This window comes from Sphingobacterium sp. LZ11T8, assembly GCF_024261425.1.
GTDB lineage: Bacteria > Bacteroidota > Bacteroidia > Sphingobacteriales > Sphingobacteriaceae > Sphingobacterium.
This window is the reverse complement of the sequence record NZ_JANBZY010000004.1, coordinates 56,095-69,844: the sequence shown is the minus strand read 5'-3', so window position 1 is coordinate 69,844 and position 13,750 is coordinate 56,095. Positions and strand designations below refer to the sequence as shown.

Annotated in this window: 20 protein-coding genes and 1 tRNA gene; 3 read left to right on the top strand and 18 right to left on the bottom strand. The window is 40.9% G+C overall.

Features of this window, described 5'->3' with window-relative positions:
• Positions 1-17: 17 nt before the first annotated feature.
• The 12 genes from NLF99_RS10775 to NLF99_RS10720 all read right to left on the bottom strand — a co-directional run bounded on the left by NLF99_RS10775 (position 18) and on the right by NLF99_RS10720 (position 6,843).
• Entirely contained in the window at positions 18-326 is a 309-nt protein-coding gene (locus tag NLF99_RS10775; protein ID WP_002993154.1) for a helix-turn-helix domain-containing protein, read from the bottom strand.
• A gap of 394 nt (positions 327-720) precedes the next feature.
• Entirely contained in the window at positions 721-1,527 is an 807-nt protein-coding gene (locus tag NLF99_RS10770) for a PRTRC system ThiF family protein (protein ID WP_094280378.1), read from the bottom strand.
• Complete coding sequence (locus tag NLF99_RS10765; protein ID WP_002993152.1) at positions 1,527-2,240, bottom strand: PRTRC system protein B; 714 nt, start codon at positions 2,238-2,240, stop codon at positions 1,527-1,529. The genes NLF99_RS10770 and NLF99_RS10765 overlap by 1 nt, the downstream gene beginning before the upstream one ends.
• A gap of 10 nt (positions 2,241-2,250) precedes the next feature.
• Complete coding sequence (locus tag NLF99_RS10760; RefSeq protein WP_099372363.1) at positions 2,251-3,405, bottom strand: hypothetical protein; 1,155 nt, start codon at positions 3,403-3,405, stop codon at positions 2,251-2,253.
• A gap of 17 nt (positions 3,406-3,422) precedes the next feature.
• Positions 3,423-3,641, bottom strand: coding sequence for a PRTRC system protein C (locus NLF99_RS10755; protein ID WP_002993150.1), 219 nt, complete (start codon positions 3,639-3,641; stop codon positions 3,423-3,425).
• Positions 3,642-3,659: 18 nt separating this feature from the next.
• Positions 3,660-4,268, bottom strand: a complete 609-nt coding sequence (locus NLF99_RS10750) for a PRTRC system protein E (protein WP_002993149.1) — start codon at positions 4,266-4,268, stop codon at positions 3,660-3,662.
• A gap of 11 nt (positions 4,269-4,279) precedes the next feature.
• Positions 4,280-4,477 (bottom strand): hypothetical protein, encoded by a 198-nt coding sequence (locus tag NLF99_RS10745; RefSeq protein WP_002993148.1) that lies wholly within the window; start codon positions 4,475-4,477, stop codon positions 4,280-4,282.
• Entirely contained in the window at positions 4,477-4,701 is a 225-nt protein-coding gene (locus NLF99_RS10740; protein WP_254528211.1) for a hypothetical protein, read from the bottom strand. Before NLF99_RS10740 ends, NLF99_RS10745 begins: the two co-directional genes overlap by 1 nt.
• Positions 4,702-4,719: 18 nt before the next feature.
• Positions 4,720-5,058: a hypothetical protein gene (locus tag NLF99_RS10735; RefSeq protein WP_002993145.1), complete on the bottom strand. Its 339-nt coding sequence runs from the start codon at positions 5,056-5,058 to the stop codon at positions 4,720-4,722.
• A 25-nt stretch (positions 5,059-5,083) separates the two neighbouring features.
• Positions 5,084-5,281 (bottom strand): hypothetical protein, encoded by a 198-nt coding sequence (locus NLF99_RS10730; protein ID WP_002993144.1) that lies wholly within the window; start codon positions 5,279-5,281, stop codon positions 5,084-5,086.
• A 52-nt stretch (positions 5,282-5,333) separates the two neighbouring features.
• Positions 5,334-6,407 carry a DUF932 domain-containing protein gene (locus NLF99_RS10725; protein ID WP_002993143.1) on the bottom strand — a complete coding sequence of 358 codons (1,074 nt, stop codon included), beginning with the start codon at positions 6,405-6,407 and terminating at the stop codon, positions 5,334-5,336.
• A 43-nt stretch (positions 6,408-6,450) separates the two neighbouring features.
• Positions 6,451-6,843 carry a single-stranded DNA-binding protein gene (locus NLF99_RS10720; protein ID WP_002993142.1) on the bottom strand — a complete coding sequence of 131 codons (393 nt, stop codon included), beginning with the start codon at positions 6,841-6,843 and terminating at the stop codon, positions 6,451-6,453.
• Positions 6,844-7,321: 478 nt separating this feature from the next.
• On the opposite strand from NLF99_RS10720, the gene NLF99_RS10715 reads away from it, so the two are divergent.
• Positions 7,322-7,474 (top strand): hypothetical protein, encoded by a 153-nt coding sequence (locus NLF99_RS10715; protein ID WP_002993140.1) that lies wholly within the window; start codon positions 7,322-7,324, stop codon positions 7,472-7,474.
• 28 nt (positions 7,475-7,502) lie between these two features.
• Here NLF99_RS10715 and NLF99_RS10710 read toward each other — a convergent pair whose 3' ends face one another.
• The 4 genes from NLF99_RS10710 to NLF99_RS10695 all read right to left on the bottom strand — a co-directional run bounded on the left by NLF99_RS10710 (position 7,503) and on the right by NLF99_RS10695 (position 9,604).
• Complete coding sequence (locus NLF99_RS10710) at positions 7,503-7,778, bottom strand: helix-turn-helix domain-containing protein (protein ID WP_002993139.1); 276 nt, start codon at positions 7,776-7,778, stop codon at positions 7,503-7,505.
• A complete protein-coding gene (locus NLF99_RS10705; protein WP_144034608.1) occupies positions 7,756-7,944 on the bottom strand; it encodes a hypothetical protein in 189 nt (62 codons plus the stop codon). The genes NLF99_RS10710 and NLF99_RS10705 overlap by 23 nt, the downstream gene beginning before the upstream one ends.
• A 53-nt stretch (positions 7,945-7,997) precedes the next feature.
• Positions 7,998-9,233 carry a site-specific integrase gene (locus NLF99_RS10700; protein ID WP_306473174.1) on the bottom strand — a complete coding sequence of 412 codons (1,236 nt, stop codon included), beginning with the start codon at positions 9,231-9,233 and terminating at the stop codon, positions 7,998-8,000.
• A 297-nt stretch (positions 9,234-9,530) separates the two neighbouring features.
• Positions 9,531-9,604: transfer RNA gene (locus tag NLF99_RS10695), tRNA-Pro, on the bottom strand.
• Between the two features lie 226 nt (positions 9,605-9,830).
• On the opposite strand from NLF99_RS10695, the gene NLF99_RS10690 reads away from it, so the two are divergent.
• Entirely contained in the window at positions 9,831-10,733 is a 903-nt protein-coding gene (locus NLF99_RS10690; RefSeq protein WP_254528209.1) for a hypothetical protein, read from the top strand.
• A gap of 135 nt (positions 10,734-10,868) precedes the next feature.
• Entirely contained in the window at positions 10,869-11,168 is a 300-nt protein-coding gene (locus tag NLF99_RS10685) for a Smr/MutS family protein (protein WP_254528207.1), read from the top strand.
• On the opposite strand, the gene NLF99_RS10680 is transcribed toward NLF99_RS10685, so the two are convergent.
• Both NLF99_RS10680 and NLF99_RS10675 read right to left on the bottom strand, forming a co-directional pair.
• Positions 11,163-12,269, bottom strand: a complete 1,107-nt coding sequence (locus tag NLF99_RS10680) for a major royal jelly family protein (protein ID WP_254528205.1) — start codon at positions 12,267-12,269, stop codon at positions 11,163-11,165. The two genes, NLF99_RS10685 and NLF99_RS10680, sit on opposite strands and share 6 nt — an antisense overlap.
• A gap of 460 nt (positions 12,270-12,729) precedes the next feature.
• Complete coding sequence (locus NLF99_RS10675) at positions 12,730-13,749, bottom strand: DUF1080 domain-containing protein (RefSeq protein WP_254528199.1); 1,020 nt, start codon at positions 13,747-13,749, stop codon at positions 12,730-12,732.
• Position 13,750: the final 1 nt, after the last annotated feature.

The window sequence follows — 13,750 nt, the reverse complement described above, 5'->3', positions numbered from 1 at the left end:
AAATATTTCGAGGTTTATTATTTAGTTTGTGACATATACTTTATCTTCTTTTCGGCAACTCTAAGAGTTTTATCCGCCAACGATTCGTCTTTTAGCTCAATTGCAATTTTCTCACTGAGGTATTGAATAAGTAATTCTTCTCGTTCTATGCCCAAAATATCTGCGAGTTTAAAAACCTGTTCCTTATTGATATTTCTTTGCCCTCTTTCAATTTTACTCAGAATTGCTGTATCCATTTCGAGCAAAGCAGCAACTTGCCTTAAGAGAAGCCCTTTCTCCTCTCGTTTAGCACGTAATATTTCTCCAACTGTTTTTTTATAATCCATTTTGTGTATTTGAAATATTCTACTTGACAAATAATGTCAAATATACGTTATTCCTTTAACTATTAATCGCATTGAGCAGGCAATATATTATTAACCAGTTATTGTGGCTCTTCAAGGTAATTATCTGATAAAATTAATAACTGTGTGGCGGTAAATAATGCGGCGTTCTTTTGCTTCTTTTCTTTGGTCGCCAATGTGGCAAGAAAAGAAGTTCCCTAAAACAACAAAAGGGATAATGAACATCCCTCAAATAATGTCGCAACCTGTTTGGTAAAATGTGCCGGAATGAATGGTGGGTAGGCATCCCATTTTGCCAAAGAGGTTGCTCCGATTTATGCAAAAAGACTGTCCCGACCATCGGGAGGGAGTGTCTTTTTGCCGCCCGATTTTCCAATCAGGCGACTTTTATAGGATGGGTTCGGAAATCTTTCAGGTTGTGAAAAAATCCCCTGTATGGTGTCAAACCATTTTTAAACATACCCCATAACAGTGAACAACCCATCTGAACCAATGAGGAATTGATATACAAGTCCTGCTTTTCCAACGCTTCGGCAAGGGAACAGCTCGGTGTATCGTCTTCCAGTTCGGATTGTTTAAGCAGTTCGCCAAATTCATCCGTAACCATTGGCAGGCTTGCCACCGTTTCATATTTCTCTGAATTGGGTTGGCGAATTTTTCCTATGGTAGATAGTAAAACTTGTCCTGTATGTTGACTGTTGCCGAAGTCCAACCAATAACGTGGGCGGTTGGAATAGGGTCTTCCATTGCTCAATTCACTTAATATTTCCGCAATTTCAAATCTTGCTTTTACGCTATCCACACAGGAAATATAAATACTTCCTCCTGCATTTTCGGGGAAACTGTCGCTATTGTCTTTTTCAAATTTCCTTGCTTCCGCTTTCCAGTTCGTACCTGAGAAGCGATTTATACGGTTAATGATAGCAACAGATTTGTACAAACCGACCTCACTTTCTGCAAAACGCTGTCTTCCTAAATTGGCTTGGGTAATTACATCATCATCCCAAAGACGAATAAACAACCCTGCGTGTCCTAACTCGTTTAGGCTGTGGTTCATCTCAAGCAAGGCAGTCATTACTTTTGAGCCTGTACCACCTGCACCGATTACGTTTACCGTTATGGGATTGGTAGGATTTATCAAATCGCTGTCCGTAAAATGGACTTTTAAAATTTCTTTGCTCATTACAATATCGTTTTTATGGTCTTGTTTGTCTTTTTCAATATATCTTTAGGAAAGGCTTTGTCTGTGCCGATGAGGTCTTTCCAAAGGCTTACACAATTTCCTTTTATGGGGTTGTGTTCGTTTACCAAGTGACTGAAATAGCTGTTAAAAAAGTAGCTTTCCCACGCTTGCATAAATTCTTCAACCGAAGCAGAATTTTTGATATTGATATCTACAGTTCCCATACATACGTGTCCGTCCTCGTAAATATTGAAAAATGGTGCGTGAAATAATACGGTATTCTCGGTAGGTCTTCGGTCTTTTTCTAGGGCGAAAACAATAAGGCTCTGTTTGCTTGCATACCAAAGCATTGCAGGTACTTTCGCCGTACCGTTTGGTATTTCAAGACTTTCAGTAAAGAACATTTTGACTTTTCGTGCTTTGGTGTACCAAAGTACCGTACCGTTTTCACTCGGATTAATGTGCAGGACGTTGGTAGGCAGAATGCCGTTAGATTTTAAAAATGCCTTGCTCTTTTCCTTTTCCGTATTGAGTGCTTTTGCCAATTCTTTAGCTTCTCTCTCGGTCAAAGGATGGGCGTTGATTGGATTACCGTTCCTATCCATATCAAAATGCTCTACATAGGTGGTTCTATTACTTCCTTTGGTTTGGTAAAAAACCAAAGCCGATAAAGGGTGGTAAAGCGTTCCAAAGTTTTGTGTTATATCTTTCATTTTAGAGTATCTAAAAGTTATTCAGTATGTATATCAATTCCTCAATTAAGGCAAAAACACGGTTTTCAAATTCAAGGGTATTTGCAGTAATATCACTACCATCAAACCTTTTCACAATGGTGGGTTCTTCCATTTGTCCGTATTCTTGCAACTCGGTGTTCACGCTCTCAAAAAGTGTTTGAAACAAAATACCTTTTGCATCGGCACAGAACGAAACGTACTTTTCCACACCTATACTATTTTCCATATCTTCTTCGCTTGCTTCTCCGCTTGGCAGGGCATTACGGTTTATGGTAGCATTCGGGTATTGTTCATACAAGGCAAAGGCTTCACTTGCCAGTTTGTAGCAATCTTGGTCAAAGCTGTCTTTGATTTTAAAGGAGTTTAAACGGACTGCAAATCGGCTCAAATTGTGCTTGTTGTAAATTTTCTGCTCCATACGTTCGCCTATCTGTTCTGATTGCCTAATCTCGCTTAAATACGTTGTCGTGTCCTCATTCTCGTCATCGCTTACAATCCACTCTGTTACCATTTCATACATCCAATACAGATAACTGTTTTCCTGTCGATAGTAAGGAACATTTGCAATGTGGTATAGGTACGCACACACGGATTGCAATAGCTGTACGGCTTGCTTGCGATTGGGATGCTTAGATAGTCGGTACAATGGCACTACGGGAATGTAATACAGGGTTGCACCTGTACTGTACCGTTCTTCACTTACGAAATACGTTTTCTTACTATCCTGTATCAAACGGAGTTCTTCCCAATCACGAAACTTCTTTCTTAACTGTTCCTCTGTGGAATCCAAAGCTAAAGCGATATTGTAGGGATAGCCGTACTGCCTGGACTGCATAGGTTGTATACCGTAATGCCCTGCCAATTTGGAAAGGGACTGATAAAAATCCCTTTCCGTCTTTTCCGATTTTCCACAAGCCTGTACGGTTTGTGCTTCTTGCAGTTTAGGCAGAAATGAGCATTTTAGAAAACCATTGGTAGTACCGTTATCGGTACCGATTTCATTTTGTCTTTTCTTATTTCGTCTGCGTTCTTTGGTCTTTGCATCCAATCTGCGAACTCGCCCAACTGTTTGTGCAAAGTCTTCTGTTTCGGTTGCTGTAGGGTTTTGATGATGCCCGATATGATATTGCGTTGCATAATTCATTTTTTTTGATTTTTGATTTAACCTTTCGTTCCCATTACACTCTCAAATCGGTACTGTATTGTATCGTCACGGATAACAGGGGCAGATACTTTGGCAGTGGTCAGTATCGGATAAGAATTTGCATAGAAATTCATTACGGCTTCCACGCTCCAACGTGGTTCGGGGTCAGTCAATGGAATATCCTGTCCTTTATCTTTGAGTATGAAAATTCTCGGTAATACTGTTGCTAATAACATAATGTTCGTTTTTAATTGTTAATATTCTACTTCTTCGTTTGTTGTATTTATTGGGCAATAGGTAGCAACCTCCTCCGTTTTTGGCGGTTCGGGTTGCTCCTCCGTTACTCCACCAAAAAGGCTCGGTGTCCCGAACTTGTCGGACAATGACGTTTTGCGTTTGCGTATCTCGTCCGCTTTTTCGGGAAACTCCGTAATGTCGGGTACTTTCATCCACGCTTCACGGAACTTGCCCTCTTTCTCCAACTCGTCCACCTTTGCCATACCGTCTTTGTACTTCTTGTCTTTGGTTTCTTTTTCCTTTTTGGCTTTCTCGGTTTTCTGCTTCTCCATTTCGGATTGCAGTTTGACGGTTTCCATTTGCTTCATAAAGGCTTCCATATCCACCATTAAACCCGATATGGCTTTAATTGGTGCGTTTATCTGCTCAAAAAATCCCTCGTCAAACTCCTGCGAAGTGGCGTTAAAAATCAATGGGGGAATGAGGTTTTTCGCACTATCTCCGCATTGCTCATTGTTGAGCAATACTGTTACGATTAGTTTGTTTTCTATCCCCTTAGAAATGTTCAGTTGCAATATTCCTGTAAAATCCAACTGCTGTACTTGATTGAAAAAATTTGTGTTCATTGCTGTGAGTTTTAATGTGTTGTTACTTGTTCTTTGATGGCTGTAAGTTTCTCGTACATATCCGCCCAATAGGCTTTTTGCCTCTTGTCGAACTCGGAAAAACGCTCGTCCTCGTGGCGGTATTCTTTGTACCGCCCTGCTATTTTTATGGCTTCCTTTAAATCCGTTACTTCGATTTGGCAACCGTTTAAATCTGTTACGTACATCATTAATCGTCTTTTAGGATTACCATCGTGTTATGATTAAAGGCATAGTCAAACGCACCGTTTGATACCCTATGCCTTCTTCGCAGTTCCACGCCCTCATCATCCCAACCAAAATCGGGAAGACCGTTTATCCTTGCCACAAGCTGTGCATTGGTCAAGTGCTTAAATCGCTCCCTGCAAAACTTTTCAAGGTCTGTTTCTTTGGTAATTCTATCTGTTGTTTCCATCTTTGATTGCTTTAAGTGTTAATGACTGATTTCTGCTATTTGGTCAATCCTGCCATAGATTATACTCCGTAGGCTCGTTTTGTCGGGTGCGCTGTATTCCTGCCAACTGTCGTACTGCTTCACTACATAGGTTTTTAGAATATCATCAAACCCAAACCGATAACCCATTAGGGGAACTGCCCCGTTAAAAAAGGCGTTTCGGTTTACCGCTTCCGCAATCCAATTTTTCTCGGCTCGGCTTAGCTTCTCGCCCTTGTTCAGTTTTTCCCTTAGCTGATAGACCTTTGAGGTTTTCAGCGTTTCCAATTCGGGTACTTCGTGGCTGACAAATTTTATCGCTATGGCGTTCGTTTCCATTGTAACTGCTTTTGAATGTTATGCGTTAATCTTCGGTGGCATAAACCCCATTTACATAGTAGCCGTGTAATTTTTCCCAAAGGCGTACTAAACCGTTCGTGTCTATATAGAAATGCTCTGTACGATTGCAGTAAATGATAAATACGCTTTCGCCTTTGTGCTTCTTTTCAAGGCTCTTGGCTCTCGCCAAATTTTTGGCTTCCTCTATTGTTATCGCTTTCATAAAACTTATTTTTAACAGGCTACCACCGATTGTGGCGGTAGCCTGTGATTATCTAATTGAGGTTTAGGATTTCCGCACCGTCTGTCGCAAAGGCTGTACATAGGTCAAATGCTTTTTGTCCTTTCATTTGAGCCGTTCCACCCAATACAATACTCTGTAACTTGGCTTCGTCATCCCTGTAATTGCGTACATTTTGGAAGTAGCCTGTAACAGCATTGTATGCTCCGAACAATGTGCCTTTTGTAGTGTCCATTTGTTGCGTATCACTCGTCATTGCATAGGCAAACGCATCGTTCACGGCATTTTTAAACATTGTTGATATTTCGTCTTCAGCACCTTTTTTGATGAGCTCAAGGGTTTCTTTGTTCGGGCATAGTGCCAATTGGATTAGCTTTCTGACCTCTTGGTCTGTTGCCCTTATCGTTGTCCAGTCATTGAAAATACCCTGTAGCTGGTCGCTCAATGTGTTGGCTAACCCCATTATCCTATGTGCATTCTCGATACGCTGTTTTGCTCCCGATGTGTGCTTGATACGGACTACATTGGTCATATTCCGCAATGAAGCGTTAAGGGTGTTTTGGCAAACGATACGGATAGGCGTAAACGCTGCGGTAATACTTCCGCTTCCGTCGTGGCTTGTGGTAAGGAAGATGTATTTTTCCGTAACATCATCGCCATTGCCTACACGGATATAGTCGGGCAATTTGGCTGTGATAAAAATGCGTTCGCCTTTGCCCAATGCCCCTGCGGTTTCGTACAGAATACCCTCGCCACCTCCTACGATAGCATCAAAGAAACTGAACGCTTCACGGTTTTGTACGATGTGGTAATCTTTACCCACTACGCCCAATACGGCATTGTTATCGGTGCGTATGTTGGCGAAACAGTTAGGTACTTCCAGTTCGTTACTGCCTATCTCGATACCGTCTGCGGTTTCGGTAATGCCCGAACCTTTGGTAAACAGAGGGGATTTGACTACCTCGTAATCTAACCCTGCGTGTCGGATAGCTTCCTCGCTTGTGGGGTACTGCTCTACGATTTGCCCCAGACCGTGCCACGCTTTTTGCTGAACGCTAAAGAATGAATAACGTCCTGTTTTCTCGTTGTAATTGATGTTATGTGCCATAATGCTAAAATTTTGATGTTGAAAAACGATTGAATATTCGTTGTTAAAATGGGAGGTCGTCCTCGGTTGATATTCCTGCAATGCTGTTGTTTTCTGCTTTTGCAGTAACCTGTACGGTTTCGGCTCTATTGCTACCTCCGTGCAATTTGATTTGTGAGGTATGGAAATTAAGTCCTGCTCTTGGTTCTCCGTCTTTGTTTACCCACGCTCTCGGACTTACACGCCCTGTGAGTTCTACCAAAGTGCCTTTTGTCAGTAGCCTTGCCACGTTTGGAGTTATCCAGTAGGCACAATCGAAGTAGGTGGTTTGCTCTACTCGTTCGCCCTGTTTGTTACGGTAGCTGTCGTTTACCGCTACTGAAAAGTTTACCACCTGTTTTTCGTTCGACAATGTGCGTACTTCCGCATTTCTTGTCAGTCTGCCTGTGATGTTCATTTTCGCTGATTTTTAGTGATTGATATTTGATTTAATTTTTCTGATTTATTCGGTAATGAGAGGAGGTGCTGTTTCGTTTCATTACCATTTTTAATGCTTATAATTTTCATAACTGACATTTTTTTTATTCGTCCAAAGAGCCGGAGTATGCTATGTTTCGTTTCACGAGCATAAAAGGTTCGTGTTTAGCCGACACAAGGTTTTGAAAAATAAATACTACCCAGCGGGTGGAGATTTTTTTTCAAACTTGCTTGACCTTTTGGCGGTGTTAAGAACACGGAAATACCTTTGCTCTTGAAATGGGACAATAGTGCATACAGGCTTCTTTGAATAAAAGAAATGTGGAAGCCGAGAAAATTGCATTAGAAAATGGTCTGTTTTGAATTGAAATAATACTTCCAATTCGTCGGATTGATAAATGTTTTCTTAAGGTGTGATTCTCAAAACCACAGAACAGGGATTTTAAAAATATCTGAAAATGGGAATAGCGGAGAGGTTTTTTTTAAAAATTTCTGTTTCAGAAATAGCCGGAAAGCTCTTTTACTGCGAGGATATTGCTATGGGAGGTAAATGTGCTTTGGCTGCAAAAAGTACCGGCAAAAAAAAAGCAGGATCGTCAAATCCTGCTTGATATCATTTATTTTTTAATATTTTAATCCCTAACTCCCATCAACACCATCCATTAGTTTCCGGATATCTTCATACCGATAATACATCAATCCACCGATTTTCGTGAACGGTAACGTTCCGTTTAGCCGAAGGTTTTGGAGTGTCCCCGCTGAAATCCCCAATAATTCTCGGATCTCGTAACTCTTGAGCCATTCCCGAGGCTCCTTTTCGGCTTTTCTCGGATGTGGTCTATTTCTCCTGATTTCTTCAAGAAGTTCCTTTTTAAAGCTATCTAAGTCTTCTTTAGTGATAAGTTCTACTTTCATTTGCGCTGCTTTTTAATGTTTCTAAATTCTCTCCTCTAGAACAGAATTGATTTATGGTCTTTTCTGTCTTTACGGATACAAATGAACCAAAAGTATCTACGAATTTGATCAACATGGCAGTCAGTGGTTGCATTTGGCGTCCAAAGGCACACATATAGTATTGCATCCATTAAAATTACAACCTTACCTCGTTTCATTTCAATAATGATCTAGAAGTATCTAATCCTGGGAAGCCATTCTAACCTCTAACTTGTGCATATCCTCACTTAGCTTATGTTCCAACACCTTAGCATAAATTTGGGTGGTACGTATAGATGCATGGCCAAGCATTTTACTCACCGATTCAATTGGCACACCATTGCTTAATGTCACCGTTGTAGCAAAAGTATGCCTTGCGAGATGGAACGTTAAATTTTTATTGATGCCGCAAATTTCTGCGATCTCTTTTAAATAACCGTTCATTCGCTGGTTGGATATGACAGGGAAGATCGTTCCATTCGCCTCAGCTACCGGATGCCCTCTGTACTTCTTAAGAAGATCTGAAGCCTCGGGCAGCAAAGGAACTCGAACCGTTGTATCGGTCTTTTGTCTTTTTGTCGTCAACCAATCTTTTCCGTCGATTCCTTTTGAAATATTTTCGGGGGTCAGGTTAAAAATGTCGATGTAAGCAAGACCTGTATAGCAACTAAAAATGAACATGTCCGACACGGATTGCAGACGCTCTATTGAAAAGGATTTATTAAGCAAAACAGTTAGCTCCTCTTTTGACAAATGGCCTCTTTCTACCTTTTCAAACCGAAGTTTGTATTTGGCAAATGGATCCCTAACCAGCCAATCCATCGTAACAGCCAAATTGACCATCTTCCGCAAACGTTCCATATGTTTCATCACCCCATTATTATTTATGGGCTTATGATGATCTTTAGGTTTGTAGTCATTAAGGAAGTTTTCAAAATCCAAAATGAACCGATAGTTCAGTTCATCCAACGGTATGTCTTTTTTTCCATATTTTTGTTTTATAAATTTTTGAATATAGGTTTCGGTGGTATAATAATTTTTCATGGTACCGGGGGCAAGTTTACTTACTGCCACTTGTTTATGGTATTCCACTAGCTTTAGAAGAGTCATTGTTTCCTCTATGTCCTCGCCTAGGTAGACAGATTTAACCGCTTCAATGGTAACGGTTTTATTTTGCTGCACCAACTGGTGATAACAATCGAAAATAAGGGAGCGTACCTGCTCCATGTGGCTGTTCAGCTTTACGATTTCTTGGCGTTTTCCTTTTGCTCTTCCTTTTACTTCGTCCCAATTGTTGATCGATACTTTGCTTTTTAGGGAAATTTCAGTTCTACGGCCGTTTACTGTAATCCTTGCATAAACAGTGGCCATTTCGTCTTTCTTGTTCTTGGGCAACCGTAACAGGAATTGAATCCCAAAAGTGTTTTTACTCTTCATATCCATTTATTTTATGTTCAACTGATACACTTTAGTGCAGTTCTCTCAATCCAACTATTGGATATGATGCAGTAAAGAAGTCAAACAATAATAAATAGCATCAAAATAAATGTTGTAAATAAATGATTTACAATTATTTATAAGCTATCCGGTGAGTAAATATAAAACTTAAAAAGACTCACCGTTTAACTCACATTTAGATTGATATTTATTGGGGTTTCCTGATATAATATAAAACAAAAAACCCTCAAATTCATAGAATTTGAGGGTTTTTGACCTTACTTAGTGTAAGTGTTGTCGGGGTGGCAGGATTCGAACCTACGACCTCCACATCCCAAATGTGGCGCGATACCGGGCTACGCTACACCCCGAGAAGGTATCACCTTTTTTCTTGTGTGGCACAAATATACAATCTTTCCCCACAATCTTCCAAATGATAAAAGCAACATTAAATTAACCAATTGATTATTATGCCAATAAAATAAAAATTCCTCGACACATTATCCCCCATTTGAACGTTTATACTTATAAATAGGATTTAAATACGATATTTGGGGTGGAATTCATCTTCCATCACACATAATTATCAAAAAAATTATGACAAAAATTTTTAGAAATTGCTTGATCTTCTCCCTATGCTTGACGGCCTGTGTCTCCAACAATAAGGAACAACAAAACTCCGACAGTACCACGGTGGAGAATCCCGAAGAATACAACCTGACCAAAGCGGAGGCCCTGGAGGATTATATCTTGGCTCTCGACTCCACAGACATTGAAAGCGTGGGAAAAGCAACCTCTAAATTCAAGGAACTTTTTGAAAAGAAGGAAAGCCCAGAAAATGATAAAGGGGTAGCCCTGATCATGGACTATATCGACAAGGTATCCATGTATGCGCACCGCTCGGCTTTTGATGATGAAACAAACTACCGCCCATTGGTCAACATTGAATTCGATGGCGGCAAAGCGGCCGTTCCAAGTGATCTGGAACAAGCGTACGACAAGATCAACCGCAACGGTTTCCGTGTCCGCGAAACAGAAGGGATGTTCGACCTAGAAGCTAACCCGATCTATTTCCAGGAAAACTTCTACCCTTATATCACTTCAGACCTGGAAATCTTATTGCAACAGATCGGCCGAGATAATATGGAAGGCTATGCAGACGATGCGGCCATTGCGATCCCTTTCCAGTCATTGGTACAACGAACCGTTTGGTATGAAGACTTCGCCAATAAAACTAAGGGTTCCATTGCAGGCGAAAAAGCACAGAAAGAATACGAGAAATACTTCACGACGCTAACCATCGGTATGGACAATACCCCGGCCATCGAAAGTCAGCAGATCTCCCCCTACTTCCAGGAAGCATACAGCTACCTCAAGGATTTTTCACCCAACTCTGCCACCTACAAAAAACTGGAACCTTACATTGCCCTTCTTCAGGAACAAAAAATCGACGAAGCCAAAGCCATGTTACCAAGTTTAATCGGCAGATCCATCAATTAATCCTTAACTTTGCCCCATAAGAAATAAGAGATAAGAAATAAGTGATAAGTATTAAAACGGTCAACTCTAATTAGGGATGGACATATCTCATATCTCATATCTCATGTCTAAATACTAAATACTAAATACTCTTTAATGTCCCTATCCAAGCCCCCCAAAACTGTCGACCTGCATGCCGAAGCATTCTTGGCCGATTTGGACAGTTATGAACTGGATGAACTATTGGCTGAAACGATAGATTACCTTAGGGAACAGCTGGACGCTGCGATTTATTGGGGCTATCCGGAAATCAAGTTTATCCATGGAAAAGGCAAAGGAGCCCTTAAAAACGCGGTCTACGAGGAATTAAAGATCTACAAGCAATCCAATGCCATCAGTCATTTCCATCCCTCCTATGCCAATGAAGATATTGTAGTGGTGGTAATCGGGCTATAAGACCTTCACCCGATAGACCTCATAAGGATATTGTACCAAATCCTTCCCTCCATTCCATTGCGGCAACAACTGCATTTGCGCACATGAGAAATACAGGTAGCCATCCGACCCAACTCCTAAGGAATCTGGCCAAAGCAGGCGCGGATCCTGAACCACGATTTCCAATTTACCTTCTGGAGTCAACCGACGAATCGAATAATCAAGGGAAGTCGTCAGATAGATGTTTCCTTCCTGATCAGCGACAAGACCATGCGTAATCCCGACTTCACCCATATCTTCCACCTTGGATTTTAGGGCTTCATCAGTCAGATTTGCATCCGCCAGGTACTTGGTTTCAATCCTATACAGGTTCATCGCATTGATCGGTTTAAAATAAAACCACTTATTGTCCTTGGTCAGTGCAATACCATTGACATTTGATCTGAATGGATTACCATCCTTATCCCGCATCTCCTTTCCATGATAAGCTAGAACCACATCTGGTTTTGCCAAGGTAAAGCTACTATTGCTCAAGAGCTTTCTACTTTTCCCGGTCTGGAGATCTAGAACGATTACAGATGCCTGACCAGGGTCGGATAGGTAAGCCAATTTTTTATCTGTATCAACACGAACATCATTTAAGCCCGATTTGCTCTTGTCCAAATCTTCAAACGTAAATACTTGCTTTACCTGATTGCTCTTCAAATCTATCTGAACCAGCTTAAACTGTCCTTCTTTCTTATCGCTTCCCCCCTCTTTTCCAAAGATGGAACCTGAAGGAGCAGGTTTGGAATCTAAAACCCACAATTGATCATCGGTATCCACATAGATATCCTGCACATTGACAAAATGCTCCTTATAGTCGCCTTCCACAGCATTCCATTCTGCATTTGGAAAGGCTTTGCGTTCGCCATTGACGATCTCGGTCAATCCAAATAGATAGGGATCCTTATGTGGAAAGGAAACAAATACTCGGTTATCAGAAGAAACAGAGACACCGATGGGTTGCGACTTCCCAAAGGAAGCTACCACCTGCAGATTAGGATCTTGTTTTTGGGCCATAGCATTGAAAATAAAGGAAATAGCTAATAGGATATATAAGGGTAAAGTTTTCATCATCATTCAAATTTGTTGCAAGATTTACCAGCACCTAACTAAACAACAAAAGATACAAAATACTGTTTGGACAAATCAATTTGGAAGTGAATAATTCTATCCAACAAAACCGATAATTTCCAAGTATATTAATGGACTTCATTCGAGGCATCTTCGAGAATGGTTCGAGGATCATTCGAATATGACCTGAATAAAATTTTAGCCAGGCTGGAATTTTCCGAATATGCCTCGAATGAGTCTCGAATAAGACCCCATAAATAATCCCGAAATCTCCCCGATTTCAAAGATTTTTCAGCCAAAATTCTATCCAAGAACCATAAAGCAAAAAAGGAGCCTGCCATTGCTAGCAAGCTCCTTCATTATTAATTTTTCAGACCATGTAAGAGACATAGGTCTAAATACCATTTTTCTTTAGCACTTAATATAGACCCAACAAGTCTAACTACTAAATACTTAATACTAAATACTATTTAACCCCTTCCGTAATCGTAATTTTTCTAAATTCAATCGGACCATGGTCACCTTGTATATAAAGTGGTCCTGGTTCGCCTTCTTTTGAATCAAGTGCACCACCGGTAATTCCAGGGATTTCCTGTTTGTCGATCACCGTTTTACCGTTGATAGCAACAGATACCACACGACCAACTAGCGTGATCTCCATATTGTTCCATTCATTAGGACCATTGGTAACCATTGCATTCGGCGTCAAGAATCCGTAGATAGCACCGAAATAAAGGTTGCCGGGATGTCTATCTTTTGGAGAGTCTTCGATCTGAACCTCGTAACGACCTCTAAGGTAAACACCAGAGTTACTGCCTTCAGGATACTTGAACTCCAGGTTCAATTTAAAGTCCTCGAAAGCTTTTTCAGTGATCAGGTTTGCACCAGCATCTTCATTGGTCAGGATGCCATCCTTAACTACCCATTTGTTCTTATCGTTTGATGGTTTCCAACCGGTCAGATCTTTTCCATTGAACAATTCCACCGGCTTGCCCCATGTTGGTTCAGCAGTACGGTTCAGGTAAGGTGCTTTTGTACCAGTGAAAGTATATTTTTCACCATTATTGTTGGTTATGGTACCTATGATTTCAGCACCTGCCAATTCACCTTCAATCGTGATATCCCCAGTGCCACCTTCCCATTGTGGTGGGATAGCGAAAGAGAACTTTCCGTCTTGAAGCTTGATATGGGAGATGGGTCTGCTACTGCCGCTATCTCCTACCCAGTACCCTACCAAAGTAGTGAATCCAGATAATTTGATTTCAATCCAGGAAGGCACCTGTGTACCATTCTTGTCAACGTTCAAATCCCAACGACCCAATAGGTCCTTTGATTCTTCTGGGATAGTTTGAGATGCAGGGTTGTGTTCCACTTCTTCTTTTTTGTCTTGATTGTCTGCTTTATCCTGGGTACCGTTTTGGCACGAAGTCAAGCCTAATCCAAGCATACTGGTGAAAGCTAAACCGTAAGCAAATTGTTTGATCATC